Below are 14,566 nucleotides of genomic sequence, written 5' to 3'. Positions count from 1 at the left end.
GCTACTCTCAGGAGATCACCTTGCTGGCGCGAAACAGGATCGACGACACATCCAGCTTGATACCCAGAAGCCTGGCTGTCTTCATATTGATTGCCAGTTCAAACTTCTCGGGACGCATCACCGGAAGATCTGACGGATATTCACCGCGCAGGATGCGATCGGCATAAGTGGCAAGCCGAAAATAGGTCGTGCGCTGGTTTGCGCCGTAACTCAAGAGACCTCCAGCGTCACAATATTCAGACCAGCCAAACATCGAAGGCAGCCGGTGCGCAATTGCAAGCTCCGCAATCTTCGCACGATGCACCAGCGTCACAGCATCGGGAAACACGAGGAGAGCATCCGCGTCCACCTTGCCGGCAGCCTTCAACCCATTCTCGATTTCGCGCGCGCCGCAGAACGGAACGTAGGCTGCCTCTATCCCAAGGTTTCGGCACGACTCCAACGTCGCACGCCATTCCAGCGGCTCTCCCGGATGATCCGTGTTCGAGAGGACCGCCAGTTTTCGCAGCTTTGGATAAATGTCCTTGAGCAGCTCAACGCGCTTTCCTGCCAGCTCGAGCGACAGGAATGTGCTGCCGGTGAAATTGGTGCCGGGGTGAGCAAGGCTCTTCACCACACCCAAAGCGACGGGGTCGCCGCTCAATGCAAACAGCACTGGGATGTCGGTGATTGCAGTCATGCCGCGTGTCGCCGGACCGCTCGAGACCACAAGCTCGACATCCCCTCGCTGCAACTCGGAGACGATCTTGCGCAGTGCCTGCGGATTTCCAGGGGCATAATGCGTCTCGAAGGTTACGGTCTTGCCTTCGACATATCCCAGGGCGCGCATTCCATCGCGAAAGCCGTCCAGGAAGGGATCCGGTTCGGACTCAGTCGAGACCCAGAAGATTCGATGCAGCTTGGCTCCGCCCTGCGCCCGTGCGATCGCAGGCCAGGCCAGTCCTCCACCGATCAACAAGATGAACTCTCTTCTTTTCATGCGAGCACCTGTCGAAGCTGGGCCTTGCAGTTCCGGCCGCAGACCAAGATCCTAGCTGTGCGTCTGATGACTGTTGCGCTCCGCAAGCGGACTGTCGCGCCACCGGCTCCGACATTTGTCCTCGTGAGCATGCTCAGAGACTGGGCTGGCGAGACGATTTGTCCTTGAGATGCGCTTGATTTTTACTTGAGACCGGCCCGGTTAAGACCAAAACGGCCTTACGCGTTGCATCGCGCGGTGTCCGAACACCTCCAGCGCGGATCCGGGCTAGCTATGGCCTCAAAAGGACAGTTGGAACTCACATCCTGCGCCAGTGCCCACGACCTCACAGATTGGGTGACTGCAGCGCCCTCGGCAACTCACGGGCTAGCGCGTGTACTCATACGGGCTAGGGGTTCATAAAGGCAATGTTCGCTCCTGAGGGACGAGCGGAGATATTCTGATCTGCCAGAGCATCACTGCTTGTGACCCAGAGCCGTCATGAGACCGATGCGCTCAATACCGCCTGACGGATCCTCATCATTGCGAGATGAACCAATCTGTACCCTGGGGTTTGGACCCGCAACGGAACATATGGCGCTAAATCGTCGGGCGCGCTGGCGATTGCCCAAGTGCCAGAAGCGCTGCGGCCAGCGCCGCCGCGGCCTTTTCGGGCCGGGCTTTCTCATAGATTGCGAACTCAAGGTCAGGAAGGCGCGGCAGCCCCTCTTGCGATCCCAGAATGCGCAAACCTGCAATGACCGCGCTCGCGGGAAGCGGCGTGATGGCGAGACCAGCGAGCGCCGCCGCGCGCACACCTGTCAGGCTGGGGCTGGTATAGATGATCTCCCACGTCAGTTCGCTGTCATTTAGCGCGGCGAGCGCTGCCTCACGCGATACTGACCGCTCGCGATAGAGCGCCAGCGGCAGCACCGCGCCCGGAACCAGATCAAACGCGTCGGCGGCGGCCCAGACCATGGGTTCGCGCCAGACCAGGCGCCCACGCGACGTACCGAGCGGACGCTTAGCGAACACGACGTCGAGTCGTCCCTTGTTCAACTGCTCGATCAATTCCGCACTAACGCCGATCTGCACCTCGAGCTTCACGCTCGCGTGCAACATGGCGAAGCGTCCCAGCGCCGATGGCAGCGAGCCGCCGGCGACTTCCTCGACCACTCCAAGACGCACGGCTCCTGACAAGCGCGGCGCTGACAGGCGATGGCGGGCCGCCTCCTCGAGTTGCAACAGACGACGGGCGTCACCCAGCAGCATCTCTCCATCGTCGGTCAGCGCGACGCTGCGGGTCGTGCGCCGGAACAGCGGACGTTTGGTTTCAAGCTCCAATCGCTTGACCTGCTGGCTGATGGTCGACTGCGTCAGATTGAGCCGTTCGGCGGCGCGGTGGAAGCCGCCGCAATCCGCGACGGCAACAAAGGAACGCAAAAGCTCGAATTCCAGCATGCCGATTGATCCAAATTCATGATCAATCATATTACAAAATATCGTTTCTATAATCAATACTGGTCACCTAACTTCTGCATCGAAGACAGCGTCGAGCGAAGGAGGTTCATCATGCACGCCACATCACGACCGGGAGCGGATCGCTCCGCGAGGCTAGCTCGGGCCGCCACGATCTGCTCTGAAAAGCTCTGCCCTGCCGAGCGCGCGACCGAGTTGCTCGAAGCGATCATCGAGCCGGGCGACCGCGTTGCCATCGAGGGCGACAATCAGAAGCAGGCCGATTTTCTTGCCGCCGCCCTGACGAGCGTGGATCCGGCGCAGATTCACGATCTGCACATGGTGCAGTCGGTGCTGGCGCTGCCCGATCATCTCGCCGTGTTCGAGCGCGGTGTCGCCAATCGGCTCGATTTTGCCTTCGCAGGTCCGCAGAGCCGCAAGCTCGCCGAACTGGTCGGCAGCGGCACGGTGAAGATCGGCGCAATCCATACCTATCTCGAGCTCTATGCTCGGATGTTGGTGGACCTGACGCCGCACGTGGCGCTGATCGTCGCCGACAAGGCCGACCGCAACGGCAATCTCTACACCGGTCCCAACACCGAAGACACGCCGACCATCGCCGAATCCGCGGCCTTTCGCGGCGGCATTGTCGTGGCGCAAGTCAACGAGATCGTTGACCGGTTGCCGCGAGTAGACGTCCCCGGCGACTGGGTCGATTTCGTCATACCGAGCCCAAAGCCTTACGCGATCGAGCCTCTGTTCACGCGCGACCCCGCCAAAGTAAGGGACGAGAACGTGCTGATGGCGATGATGGCGATTGCTGCGGTCTATGAGCCATTTGAGGTCCGGCGGCTCAACCACGGCATCGGTTACGCCACCGCGGCGATCGAGCTGATCCTCCCGACATTTGCCGCCCGGCGTGGCCTGAAGGGCAAGATCGCGAGCCAATTCGTGCTCAACCCGCACCCGACCCTGATCCCGGCGATCGAAGCCGGCTTCGTCGACGGCGTCTATTGCTTCGGCTCCGAGCTCGGTATGGAGCGCTACGTCGCAAAGCACGCCGATATATTCCCGATCGGCGCCGACGGCAGCCTGCGGTCGAACCGGGCACTGGCGCAGGTCGCCGGACAATATGCCTGCGACATGTTTGTTGGGGCCACGCTGCAAATCGACGCGCGAGGCAACAGTTCGACGGCAACAAAAGACCGGATCGCAGGCTTCGGCGGTGCGCCGAACATGGGCGCGGATGCACGCGGTCGTCGCCACGACAGCCCCACCTGGCTTCGCGCCGGTCAGGAAGCAGGCGATCCCTTACGCGGGCGCAAGCTTGTGGTGCAGATGGTGCAGACCCATCAGCCAAACGGCACGCCCAGTTTTGTCGAGCGTCTGGACGCGTTCGATCTGGCCGCCTCCGCCGGCTTCGCATTGCCGCCGGTGATGATCTATGGCGACGACGTGAGCCATGTCATCACCGAGAAGGCCGTGGCGAACCTCTTGCGCTGCCAATCACCACAAGATCGCGAGGCGGCATTGCGCGCGATCGCCAGCGACACCGAATTTGGCAAGCGCCAATCGCCTGACACAACCGAGAGCCTCCGCCGTCGCGGCATCGTGATGTTTCCGGCAGACCTTGGCATCGACGTCGGCACGGCGACGCGCGATCTGCTCGCCGCCAAGACGATCGATGACCTCGTGGCCGCCTCGAGCGGACTCTACGCGCCACCGGCCAAGTTCCGCCGCGCCGTCACCGCCCAAGCTTGAGGAGGAATAGTCATGTCCGCAATCCGCCAAACTTTCAACGATCCATCCAGCACGACAATGCCGCCCCTCGATCGCGCGAAGCAGCTCGCAGCATCGCTGCTCTCCGAGCGCAGCCAGGCCTCAGGAGCGCTGGTCGCGCGGCAATTGCGCGAGATGCTTGGTGCACTCGACGACAACGATCGCCGCTGCTTTCAGCGCTATCTCGCCACGGAATTCCATCCTCACGGTCCGGCTTTGCGCGCGGCGGCGCAGCGCTACCTCGCCGAAGGCACCGCAGAAGCCGCGGCCGCACTCGCGCGTGCTGCCGAGCCGCCGCGCCAGGAACTGCTGCGGCGAATCAACATGGCACCCGGCGGGATCAGCGCGCTGATCGCGATTCGCAGCGAAATTGCTTCATACATGCGCACTGACCCCGAACTGAAGTTGCTCGACGCGGATCTCAAGCATTTGTTCGCCTCATGGTTCAACCGCGGCTTCATCGAGTTGCGGCGCATCGACTGGCAGACACCGGCCGCGGTGCTGGAAAAGCTGATCGCCTACGAAGCCGTGCACGAAATCAAGGGCTGGGACGACCTGCGCCGGCGCCTTGCACCCGATCGGCGCTGCTTTGGCTTCTTTCATCCCGCACTTCCAGGCGAGCCACTGATTTTCGTCGAGGTTGCTTTGGTGGAAGGACTGGCCACGGCCGTGCAGCCGTTGTTGTCGCAGGACGACGGTGAAGCCATCGCGCAGCAGCGCGCCGCGCGCGCCGACACCGCGATCTTCTACTCGATCTCCAATTGTCAGGACGGCCTGCGCGGCGTGGCGTTCGGCAATTTCCTGATCAAGCAGGTCGTTGAAGAGCTGCAGTCGGAGTTTCCGCAACTGAAGCGTTTTTCCACCCTATCTCCGGTACCGGGATTTCGGCAATGGCTCGCTAATCGGCTTGCAAATGCAAGTGATCCCGATGCGGCGCTGTTATCGCAACTGGAGAGCGATAGCTGGTGGAATGACCCGGCGCAGAGCGAGAAGCTGCGCGTGCCCTTGCTGCGGCTCTGCGCTAGCTATCTGACACGGAAGCCCTCGATACGCATCGACCCCGTGGCGCGTTTTCACCTCGGCAACGGCGCACGGCTCGAACGCATCAATTGGCTCGGCAATACCGCTCTGCGTGCGATTCAAGAATCCTTCGGGATCATGGTCAACTATCTTTATGACCACAACACCATTGAGACCAATCACGAAGCATTTGTACGCGACGGCACTATCGTCCGTTCGCCTGATGTCGATGCTCTACTGCACATCACCGACTGAGCCGCGATCAAGTTCGTTGCGCTAGCTCGGCGCCATCCCGCCGCCGTTCAGCGCCTTGCGGATCATCTCGGCGAGCTGGTTGCGCCGATAGGGCTTGGTCAGCAGCAGCAAGCCGTCGTCGAGCTTGCCGTGATGGACGATGGCGTTGTCGGTGTAGCCGGAGGTGTAGAGCACCTTCACGCCCGGCCGGCGCCTCGCCACCTCGTCGGCGAGCTCGCGGCCGCTCATGCCGCCGGGGATGACGACGTCGGTGAACAGCAGGTCGAAGCTCTGCCCGGCCTCGATCAGGTCCAGCGCCGCCTTGCCGTCGGACGCGGCGACCGTCTTGTAGCCAAGGCTCTGGAGCTGCGCGGTGACGAAGTTGCGGACCAGCGGATCGTCCTCGACCACGAAAATGGTCTCGGCGCCGCCTTCGGCCGTCGGCGTGACGCCGGTTGCGATGTCCGCTGCGCCTTCGCCCGGCGGCAGGTAGAGCTTGATCGTGGTGCCGTGGCCTTCCTCGCTGTAGATCTTGATGTGGCCGCCGGATTGCTTGACGAAGCCGTAGACCATGGAGAGGCCGAGGCCGGATCCCTTGCCGACCTCCTTGGTTGTGAAGAAGGGCTCGAACGCCTTCTGCTGCACGTCAGAGGGCATGCCGGTGCCGGAATCGCTGACCGCGAGCATGATGTAGGGGCCCGCTGCCACGTCGGCATTGGCCTGCGCATAGGCTTCGTCGAGCACGACGCGGTGGGTCTCCAGCAGCAGCTTGCCGCCGCCCGGCATGGCGTCGCGGGCGTTGATCGCCATGTTGAGCACGGCGTTGGTGAGCCTGGACGGATCGATATGCGTCGTCATCGGCCCCTGCTCCAGCACAGTCTCGATCTGGATCTGCTCGCCGAGGGTGGGGCGCAGAAGCTTTGCGATATCCGAGATCGCGGCGTTGATGTCGACGTTGCGCGGCTCGAGCGGCTGCCGGCGCGCGAATGCCAAGAGGTGCTGGATCAGCTCGGCGCAGCGTTCGGCGGCATCGTCGATCAGCCGGGCCGTGCGCTGCAGCTCGGGCTGGTCCTTCAGGCGCTCCACCAGCGTCTCGGTGTTGCCGGAGATGACCGTGAGCATGTTGTTGAAGTCATGCGCGACGCCGCCGGTCAGCTTGCCGATCGCATCCAGCTTCTGCGACTGGTGCAACTGCCGCTCGGTCTCGCGCGAGGTCGTCGCATCGTGATAGACCAGCACCGCGCCGGAGATGTTGCCTTGCCCGTCCCGCATCGGCCGGCCGCTGACCATGAGATGGCGCGGCGGGTTGCCGCTGTGCGGGCGGACGATCATCTCCAGCTCTTCGAACTGCTCGCCGCGCAGCACGCGCGTCGATGGCAGCTCGTCGGCCGGAAGCGGCGTGACGCCGTCGCCGTGAAACACGTCGGACAGCGCGCGCAGATTGCCGACGTTCATGCCGGTGCGATGCAGCAGCATGCGCTCGGCGGCCGGATTGGACAGCAGCACGGTGCCCTCGGCGTCGATGACCAGCACCGCCTCCGCCATGCTGCGAAACGTGCTCTGGAGCACGTTGACCGACAGGCGCAATTCGTCATGCGCGGCGACGAGGTGCTCGGTGCGTTCGGCCACCGCCGCCTCGAGCGCCGCCTTGGCGGCTTGGGTCTGCTCGAGCGAGCTCTGGAGCTCACCCGTCGTGCGGCGGCTTTCGCGCATCACCAATGCGACCAGGAGCAGGATCAGCACGGCGCCGGCGACGTCGATGCCGAGCAGCACGATGCCGGTGCGGCGCGAATCCTGGGAGCGGGCGGCGAGCAGGCGTTCTTCCTCCGCGCTCAGGCGGTCGAGATTGCGCATCACCGTGTCCATGAGGCCGCGGCCCTCGGCCTTGCTGTTGAGCGCGGCAATGCCGGCCTGGTCGTTGGCGGCCCGCAGGCGCATCGCGGTGGCGGCGATCTCGATCCGGCGCAGCGCCAGCGGCTCGGTGCCCTCAAGCAGGGCGACCTGATCGGGGGTGTCGCGCACGTCGCGCTTGAGCTCGGCGAGGGCCGGCGCGAGCTTGGCGTGCACCGCCTGGAACTCGTCGCTGAAGCCCTGGCTGCGATAGAGCTCGTAGCCGCGCGCGGCGCTCTCGGCCCGGCGCAGCAGCACGCGCAGATCGGAGATCTTCTTTTGCACCTGGACGGTGTGGTTCACCGACGCCGCGTCGGACCGCGACTTGACGTCGAGGGCGATCGAGGCCGCGGTGATGATCAGGAGGATGGCAAGTCCAACACCGAGAATGACGCGCTGCGTTGGAATCAAGGGGCTTCTTTCTGGTCCTTCGGCGGCGCGCTCTCGCCCGCGCCGGCAAGGCATTCCCGGATCGTGGTCAGCAGCGCTTCCGGCGTGAACGGCTTGCGCAGGCAGCGCGTTGCGCCGAGCTCAAGCGCCATGCGGAGAAAATCGGGAGAGGGCGAGGCGGACGACGCGAAGGCATAGCCCGACATCGCGATCAGCGGCGTGGCAGGGGCGCGCTCGTGAAAGATGCGGATGGATTCGAAGCCGCGCATATGCGGCATGAAGATGTCGACCAGCATGACGTCGAAGGCTTGCGATTCCAGCGCAGCCAGTCCTGTTTCGCCGCCGTCGGTCAGCGTGACGTCGAAGCCCTGACGTTGGAGGAGGACCTCGATGGTCGCGCCGACCATCGGATCGTCATCAACCACGAGAATACGCGGCATGACACTTCCCAGAAGATCGAAGTCCCCACTGTGGTTTGTGATATCCGCGAATCGTGGGTCCGGTCAATTTGCGATTGGATCGCGCAGGATATGCACGGTTTGGTGCATAAAGGTCCATTTGCATCGATTTGTATTTATCTGCGAGGTGATGGAGCCGAAAGGAGCGAGGAAGGCGCCGATTGCAAAAAAAGGCGCCGCATCGCTGCGGCGCCTTTCGCCTCTAGTCTTCGCGATCTGCTTACGGGCAAGGATGCCGCCGGCCGTCGTAGCCGAGATAGGTGCCCGAGGCCGGGTCGTAAGATTTGAAGCGCCGCGCGCAATAAGCGGCGTCGCCGCCGCCATCCTGCACTACGGCAACCGACGGCTCGTCATAGTAGCCGTAGTAGTAGGGATCATCGTAATAGCCGTAGCCGCTGCCGTAATAGGCGTAGGAGCCGAGGCCGCCGATCGCGGCGCCAGCCGCAAAGCCCGGCCAGAAGCCGCCGTGGCGATGATGATGGTGGTGGCGACCGTGCCAGTGACGACCGCTCCAGCTGCCGCCCTGCCAATTGCCGCTGCCGCCCTGCCAGTTGCCCGCAACTGCAGCGCTACGGGTCCCACTGAAGCTCGGCGAGATAGCGGCACGGTCTGCCGCGCCCCCGACGAAACTGCCACCGCCCGGACGGACCGCGCCACCGCCTGCGAAATTGCCACCGCCCGGGCGCATCGCCGCTCCGCCCCCGAAACCGCCGCCACCGCCCTGGAACGCGGCGCCGCCGCCGCCCATGCGGGCGCCGCCACCGAAGCCGCCGCCTCCGCCACCGACCGCGGCACCTCCGCCACCGATCGCCGCACCACCGCCCGCTCCGACCGCGGCGGCACGACTCTGCTGCGCAAAGCTCGGGCTCGCCAAGGGAAGAACCAACGCCACCGTCGCAGCGGCACTCAACAATTTCAGACTGTTCATGGTAAACTCCTTTCCCGGAAAGCAACCCTGAGAAAGCGCGGGGGTTCCTGGGATCACGCCGGTTTGCGCGCGCATGGAGCCTCAGGTCCCGCCGCTGTACCGGGCATGAATGAATCGCGTCGGCTTTGCGGCAGGGGCGTGCGCGGCAGGCGGATTTGCGGGGGCGCCGACGCGCCTGCCGAACTGGACATTTCGGCCCCCGGATGGCATCAGGACCCCACGAAGCAGGGCCCTTGCCGCATGAAACAATTCTTCCTCAAGTTCTTCACCTGGTGGAATGGCCAGACCTTTGGCACCCAGCTCTGGACCAAGCGGTATGGCGAGCTGGTCGGGGAGGACGAGCAGGGCAACCGTTACTACCGCACGCGGGGCGGGGCGATCGATCCGGCGCTCGGCTTCGAGCGGCGCTGGGTGATCTATAACGGCTACGCGGAAGCGAGCCGGATTCCGCCGTCCTGGCATGGCTGGATCCACCACGTCGTCGACAAGCCGCCGACCGAGATCGATTATCAGCCGCGCGAGTGGGAGAAGCCGCACCAGCCGAATCTCACCGGCACGGCCAAGGCCTATCGTCCCTCCGGCTCGACGCTCGCCAGCGGCAGGCGTCCCAAGGCGACCGGCGACTATCAGCCCTGGACGCCCGGCTAAGCCCCTTTCGGCCGACCCACGAATCACCATCGTCCAAAGCGGATGCACATGCATCCGCGCCGCGCCGCTGTGGACAACGGGAACAGCGGGGATGCCGCCTGCGCAGGTGTTGCCGCGAGGCGGGCGATGCGGCTCAATGATCCCATCTTACGGAGATGGGAGACCATCGCGTTCGGTTCGGGCAACAGTTCGCGACTGTCCCGAGATGCAGCGGCCGCCGAGGAAGGACTCGATCGGGAGATAGGCCCCCGGTCTGGAAGCTCCGACATCGCCCGATGTGAATGTGCAGCCACCGTGAGACAGGAAAGGCCGCTCGGGAAACCGAGCGGCCTTTTTCTGTCGTTGTTCGCCTCGCGTGTCCCGGACGCGGTGCAGCGTGCAGCGCTGCGCTGCGTCCGGGGTACAAGAGCAAGCCCGATCCTTTACGCCACCCGCTCGGCCGCGCGCTGCACCGCCTCGAGCCGCCGTGCATGGTTCTGCGCGCCGCGCTCCCTCAGCAGCGCCAGCACTTCGGCTGGCGCGGTGTCGGGCGATCCGGCATTGAACGGCGGGGCTGGATTATATTCCATCTGGAGCTGGATCGCTTCGGCGGTGGTGCGATTGACCATGATCGAGACCAGCGTCAGCGCGAAATCGATCCCGGCGGTGACGCCGCCGCCGGTGATGCGGTTGCGATCGACGCAGACGCGTGTCTTGGTCGGCGTCGCGCCGAACTGTGCGAGCATCTCCATTGCGCTCCAATGGGTGGCGGCGCGGTAGCCCTTCAGAAGGCCGGCGGCGCCGAGGGCCAGCGATCCCGTGCAGACCGAGGTGACGTACTTGGCGCCTGCCGCTTGCCTGCGCAGGAATGCGAGCACGTCCTCGTCGTTGAGAAGGTCGTTGGTGCCCTGGCCGCCCGGCACGCAGATGACATCGAGCTGGGGGCAATCCGCAAAGGTCGTAGTCGGCGTCAGCGTCAGCACGGAATCGCTCGGCACCGGCTCGATCCGCTTCCAGATCAGGTGCAGCTTTGCGTCCGGGACCATGGCGAACACCTGCAAGGGGCCGGTGAAATCGAGCTGGGTGACGCGCGGAAATACCAGGATTCCGATCTGGAGCGGTGACGACATGGGAGAGCCTCCGATAATGCGCTTGACGCCGGCAGAATGGCATGGTGCCCTTCTGTCCGAAATGGCATAATTCCCTCGCTTTCGGACATACGTTACGGCTTGGCCCATGATCGGCATCCTGATCTTCCCGGACTTCCAGCTGCTCGATGCGGCAGGTCCGATCTCGGCGTTCGAGATCGCAGCGCGCTGCCTCGGCAAGGCGCCAGCCATCCGCGTGCTGGCCGCCAAGCCGGGGCTGGTGCGCAGCTCGTCCGGCGTCGAGATGATGGCGCGCGACTTCAAGACCGCGAACGCGATCACGACGCTCGTCGTCGCCGGCGGCATGGGCGTCGCGGAAGCTGGGCGCTGTCAGATCACGCGGGCCTTCGTGCAGCGGCTTGCAAGGCGCGGCGTGCGGGTCGCGAGCGTCTGCTCGGGCGCCTTCGTCCTCGCCGAGGCGGGGCTTCTCGACGGCCGCCGCGCCACCACGCATTGGGGACGGACGCGCGATTTCATCGCGCGCTTTCCCAAGGTGAAGTTCGAGCCGGACCAGATTTTTACCCGCGACGGCAATGTGTGGACCTCCGCAGGTATCACCGCAGGGATCGACCTCGCGCTGGCTATGGTCACCGAGGACCACGGCGAGGAGATCGCGCAGGCAACTGCGCGGCAGCTCGTTCTGTACCATCGCCGCAGCGGCGGCCAGTCGCAGTTCTCGTCGCTGCTGGAATTGAAGGCGCCAAACGGACGCTTCGGCACGCTCTTGTCCTGGGCACGCGAAAATCTCGACGCGCCGCTGACGGTGGAGGATCTCGCCGATCGCGCCGGCATGAGCGCGCGGCATTTTGCCCGCGCCTTTGCCGCCGAGACCGGCACGACACCGTCCAAGGCGATCGAGCGGCTCAGGCTCGAAGTCGCGCGCGAGCGCGTGCAGTCCTCGCGCGAGGCGATCGAGCGCGTGGCGGAGGTGACCGGCTTCCGCGACCCCGAGCGCATGCGGCGCGCCTTCATCCGCGCCTATGGCCAGCCGCCGCAGGCGTTGCGGCGCGCGGCGCGGGCGGGGTAGGGCGTTTCTCTAGAACTTGGCGAGCCCTGCGGAACGGCGAAGTCGGGCGTTGCTCAGAAGCGGACTTCGGCGATGCTCACTTGTCCGGCTTCTCGCTCACGATGGCGCCGGTTTTGGGATCGGCACGGAATTCCATCTTCTGGCCGTTCTTGATGCCTTCGCCCTCCCACCGGCCATCGTCGGCTTCAAGCTTGGTGACCTCGGAATAGCCCGCCTCCAGGATCTTGGCTATCACTTGTTGCATCGGCATCCAGTCGGGGCCGGGTCGATCGGCTCTCGCGGCCGAGCCCAGCGCGAGCGAGCCGAGAACCAAAATCACGGCAAACCTCATCGCGACCTCCTTTGGGTAACAGACCTTGAACGGCCACCTTAGATTGTTGTTCCTTCACGGCGCTCCTGTGACACAAACGAGTGAACTTCGGCCTTTTTTGCCTCGCTGGACCCATTCGTGCGTGCCGTCAGGCGCCTTGCGATCGGCATCAGCATGTACGGCGCAAAGTGAATCGGAAACTGCGTCAGCGCGAAATAGAGCCAGGTCGTCGCCGGCAGCGCGCCGGCGGTGGCCGCCAGCATCAGGCCCAGATTGCGCTGTGACACCATCAGGCCGAGCGCGAACGCGCGCTCGGTGCCGGCACGTCGGAAGATCAGCGTGGTTGCGGCGAGGAGGGTGAAGTAGACCGCAAAAGCGAGCAGCGCGACGGCGATCGTGAACAGCGGATCGGCGAGAAACTCGGTTGCGACGTCGCCCATCACTGCGGAGGCGAACACCAAGAGTATGATGATGTTGAGGCCGTCGATCGGCCGCTTGTGGCGCTGGATTGCATCACTGCCCACCAGACGGCGGATGATCGTGGCGGTCACCAGTGATGCGGCGAGGATGCCGAGCAGCTTCAAGCCGAGCGTCATCGGAGAGATGCTGAGCATGCCGCCGAGAAACAGGCTCGCGTACAGCGAGGCGGTGAATGGCACGAGCGCGGTCGAGGTCACCAGCGTGACCAGCACCAGCGCGGCATCGAGGCCCATCAGCGCGGCAAGCGCTGGCGCCGCCATCATCGGCGAGGCCATGCCCTGGAGCATCAGCGCGAGAGCAAGGCCTGGAGAGCTCGTGGAGAGCCCCGTCGCGTGGGCAGCGAGGGCGACGATCAGCGGCACGCCGATCGTGGTCCAGGCGGTGGCGGCCGCGACCAGCGCCGGCCGGCGCAGATGTCCGTACAGCGCGCCGAGATCGACGCGCATGAAGGAGATGCAGAGCAGAAGGAAGATCGCCTCGGTGACGTAGGGGCGCAGCAGCGCGCCGAGCGGCGGCACCGCGACCGCGATGAAGGCAATCGCCGCCACCGCGCGCGTGCCCTGGCCACCGAGCCAGCCGAGGGCACGCAGGGGAAGGGCGAGGACGGCTCGGACGAGGGAGGGCATTTCTGTCGGTATTATCGGCTGTGTAGCGCTTTGGAGGGCATGCTCGCCTTCGGCCATGGGGGTGCCCCGGCGAGGGGCTCAGGACTATCCCATCCGGGAGCCGGCCTGGCCAGACCGGGCCGGGAAGGGCAGGGATGCCGCCCTTCCCCCGCCGTATTCGGCGTGTTAACCGGAAGGCCTGCGAGCGGCGGTATCCCCTGTAGAATGTCCAACGAGCCCGATTCGCTGTTGAAGCCGCGCGAAATGTTCAAAACCTTTTCCCTGACCGGTCTTGCGGCGCTTTTGGCCGCCACCGCACTGACGGCTGCGACGCCGGCAAGTGCGCAGATCGGCACGATCTTCTCCGATCCGCCGCCGCTGCGGCCGCCCGGCAGCATTCCGCGCGGCCAGCCCCAGCCGCAGCAGATGCCCGAGGACGACGAAGAGGTGCCGGAGCTGCCGCCGCAGGGCCGGGTGCTGCCGTCGCGCCCGATGCCGCCGCCTCCGGGCCGGCAGGGCAACGTGATGCCCGGGCCGGTCGAGACCCAGCCCCTAGCACCGCCGCCGGGCTCGACCCTCGCGCCCCCGAACCAGCCGCCCTCGGCCGCGATCACTCCGCCGGGTCCGCAAGGCGCTCCCGGAGCGCCCGGTCAGCGGCAGCCCCAGCAGAAGGGCGGCGTGCCGCAGACGCCGGCCAGCCTCCAGCCGGGCGACGAGGTCGTGACGGAGCCGCCGGCCCAGAAGATCGTGAACAAGAAGGCGACGTTCTCCGGCCTCGACAAGATCACCGGGCGCATCATCAATTTCGACGAGGAGATCGGCGAGACCGTCCAGTTCGGTGCGCTCCGCGTCAAGACCAACGCCTGCTACACGCGTCCGGCGACTGAAGCGGCCAACACCGACGCCTTCGTCGAGGTCGACGAGATCACCTTGCAGGGCGAGGTGAAGCGGATCTTCTCGGGCTGGATGTACGCGGCGAGCCCCGGCCTGCACGGCGTCGAGCATCCGATCTACGACATCTGGCTGACCGACTGCAAAGAGCCGCAGCAGACTGTGGCGACGGCGGCACCGGATCCGGCCGCGGCCAAGCCGCCGCCACCGCCGCCCGCGCAGAAGAAGGCCGCGCCCAAGCAGGTGCAGCAGCGCCCGCCGCAGCCGCTGCCGCCGATCCAGCAGCAGCAACCGGCGCCGCCACCGCCGCCACCACCGGAGCAGCGCCCAGGCCTGTTCGGCATTCCCGGATTTGGCCGCTAA

13 protein-coding genes are annotated in these 14,566 nt (G+C 65.1%); 5 read left to right on the top strand and 8 right to left on the bottom strand.

Going from position 1 to position 14,566, the window contains the following annotated elements; all coding sequences use genetic code 11:
• Nucleotides 1–7: 7 nt before the first annotated feature.
• Nucleotides 8–979: an ABC transporter substrate-binding protein gene (locus ACTEK7_RS04455; RefSeq protein ID WP_225146720.1), complete on the bottom strand. Its 972-nt coding sequence runs from the start codon at nt 977–979 to the stop codon at nt 8–10.
• Nucleotides 980–1,558: 579 nt separating this feature from the next.
• A complete protein-coding gene (locus tag ACTEK7_RS04450; protein WP_036000125.1) occupies nt 1,559–2,419 on the bottom strand; it encodes a LysR substrate-binding domain-containing protein in 861 nt (286 codons plus the stop codon).
• Between the two features lie 111 nt (nt 2,420–2,530).
• Between ACTEK7_RS04450 and mdcA the strand changes: the two genes are divergently transcribed.
• A complete protein-coding gene (gene mdcA / locus ACTEK7_RS04445) occupies nt 2,531–4,177 on the top strand; it encodes a malonate decarboxylase subunit alpha (RefSeq protein WP_225146721.1) in 1,647 nt (548 codons plus the stop codon).
• 12 nt (nt 4,178–4,189) lie between these two features.
• Nucleotides 4,190–5,470 carry a malonyl-CoA decarboxylase domain-containing protein gene (locus tag ACTEK7_RS04440; protein ID WP_225146722.1) on the top strand — a complete coding sequence of 427 codons (1,281 nt, stop codon included), beginning with the start codon at nt 4,190–4,192 and terminating at the stop codon, nt 5,468–5,470.
• Nucleotides 5,471–5,491: 21 nt separating this feature from the next.
• Here ACTEK7_RS04440 and ACTEK7_RS04435 read toward each other — a convergent pair whose 3' ends face one another.
• From ACTEK7_RS04435 to ACTEK7_RS04425, 3 genes are all read right to left on the bottom strand, one after another.
• On the bottom strand, nt 5,492–7,750 hold the full coding sequence (locus ACTEK7_RS04435; RefSeq protein ID WP_225146723.1) for a CHASE3 domain-containing protein: 2,259 nt from the start codon (nt 7,748–7,750) through the stop codon (nt 5,492–5,494).
• Nucleotides 7,747–8,169 (bottom strand): response regulator, encoded by a 423-nt coding sequence (locus tag ACTEK7_RS04430; protein ID WP_036022871.1) that lies wholly within the window; start codon nt 8,167–8,169, stop codon nt 7,747–7,749. Before ACTEK7_RS04430 ends, ACTEK7_RS04435 begins: the two co-directional genes overlap by 4 nt.
• A 238-nt stretch (nt 8,170–8,407) precedes the next feature.
• Nucleotides 8,408–9,115, bottom strand: a complete 708-nt coding sequence (locus tag ACTEK7_RS04425) for a BA14K family protein (RefSeq protein WP_225146724.1) — start codon at nt 9,113–9,115, stop codon at nt 8,408–8,410.
• 240 nt (nt 9,116–9,355) lie between these two features.
• Here ACTEK7_RS04425 and ACTEK7_RS04420 point away from each other — a divergent pair, with 240 nt between their 5' ends.
• Nucleotides 9,356–9,763: an NADH:ubiquinone oxidoreductase subunit NDUFA12 gene (locus ACTEK7_RS04420; RefSeq protein ID WP_036022873.1), complete on the top strand. Its 408-nt coding sequence runs from the start codon at nt 9,356–9,358 to the stop codon at nt 9,761–9,763.
• A 422-nt stretch (nt 9,764–10,185) separates the two neighbouring features.
• Here the strand turns inward: ACTEK7_RS04420 and ACTEK7_RS04415 are convergent, their stop codons facing one another.
• The gene (locus ACTEK7_RS04415) at nt 10,186–10,872 is read right to left on the bottom strand and encodes a DJ-1/PfpI family protein (RefSeq protein ID WP_225146725.1); all 687 of its coding nucleotides are present in this window, start codon (nt 10,870–10,872) and stop codon (nt 10,186–10,188) included.
• A gap of 106 nt (nt 10,873–10,978) precedes the next feature.
• Here ACTEK7_RS04415 and ACTEK7_RS04410 point away from each other — a divergent pair, with 106 nt between their 5' ends.
• Entirely contained in the window at nt 10,979–11,917 is a 939-nt protein-coding gene (locus ACTEK7_RS04410; RefSeq protein WP_074447899.1) for a GlxA family transcriptional regulator, read from the top strand.
• 76 nt (nt 11,918–11,993) lie between these two features.
• Here the strand turns inward: ACTEK7_RS04410 and ACTEK7_RS04405 are convergent, their stop codons facing one another.
• Together ACTEK7_RS04405 and ACTEK7_RS04400 are read right to left on the bottom strand one after the other, a co-directional pair.
• On the bottom strand, nt 11,994–12,248 hold the full coding sequence (locus ACTEK7_RS04405; protein ID WP_036000102.1) for a PepSY domain-containing protein: 255 nt from the start codon (nt 12,246–12,248) through the stop codon (nt 11,994–11,996).
• A 38-nt stretch (nt 12,249–12,286) separates the two neighbouring features.
• Nucleotides 12,287–13,333, bottom strand: coding sequence for a Na+-dependent transporter (locus ACTEK7_RS04400; RefSeq protein ID WP_225146726.1), 1,047 nt, complete (start codon nt 13,331–13,333; stop codon nt 12,287–12,289).
• A 204-nt stretch (nt 13,334–13,537) separates the two neighbouring features.
• Between ACTEK7_RS04400 and ACTEK7_RS04395 the strand changes: the two genes are divergently transcribed.
• Complete coding sequence (locus tag ACTEK7_RS04395; RefSeq protein ID WP_192893224.1) at nt 13,538–14,566, top strand: DUF2155 domain-containing protein; 1,029 nt, start codon at nt 13,538–13,540, stop codon at nt 14,564–14,566.

This window comes from Bradyrhizobium sp. JHI2711 (genome assembly GCF_056156565.1).
Note: the sequence above shows the minus strand (reverse complement) of the source record. Positions and strands in the feature narration are given on the sequence as shown.

Excerpts from the sequence above, each read along its gene's own strand:
- ACTEK7_RS04455 (WP_225146720.1), bottom strand. The coding sequence starts at position 979 with ATGAAAAGAAGAGAGTTCATCTTGTTGATCGGTGGAGGACTGGCCTGG.
- ACTEK7_RS04450 (WP_036000125.1), bottom strand. The coding sequence starts at position 2,419 with ATGCTGGAATTCGAGCTTTTGCGTTCCTTTGTTGCCGTCGCGGATTGC.
- mdcA (WP_225146721.1), top strand. The coding sequence starts at position 2,531 with ATGCACGCCACATCACGACCGGGAGCGGATCGCTCCGCGAGGCTAGCT.
- ACTEK7_RS04440 (WP_225146722.1), top strand. The coding sequence starts at position 4,190 with ATGTCCGCAATCCGCCAAACTTTCAACGATCCATCCAGCACGACAATG.
- ACTEK7_RS04430 (WP_036022871.1), bottom strand. The coding sequence starts at position 8,169 with ATGCCGCGTATTCTCGTGGTTGATGACGATCCGATGGTCGGCGCGACC.
- ACTEK7_RS04425 (WP_225146724.1), bottom strand. The coding sequence starts at position 9,115 with ATGAACAGTCTGAAATTGTTGAGTGCCGCTGCGACGGTGGCGTTGGTT.
- ACTEK7_RS04420 (WP_036022873.1), top strand. The coding sequence starts at position 9,356 with ATGAAACAATTCTTCCTCAAGTTCTTCACCTGGTGGAATGGCCAGACC.
- ACTEK7_RS04415 (WP_225146725.1), bottom strand. The coding sequence starts at position 10,872 with ATGTCGTCACCGCTCCAGATCGGAATCCTGGTATTTCCGCGCGTCACC.
- ACTEK7_RS04410 (WP_074447899.1), top strand. The coding sequence starts at position 10,979 with ATGATCGGCATCCTGATCTTCCCGGACTTCCAGCTGCTCGATGCGGCA.
- ACTEK7_RS04405 (WP_036000102.1), bottom strand. The coding sequence starts at position 12,248 with ATGAGGTTTGCCGTGATTTTGGTTCTCGGCTCGCTCGCGCTGGGCTCG.
- ACTEK7_RS04400 (WP_225146726.1), bottom strand. The coding sequence starts at position 13,333 with ATGCCCTCCCTCGTCCGAGCCGTCCTCGCCCTTCCCCTGCGTGCCCTC.
- ACTEK7_RS04395 (WP_192893224.1), top strand. The coding sequence starts at position 13,538 with ATGTCCAACGAGCCCGATTCGCTGTTGAAGCCGCGCGAAATGTTCAAA.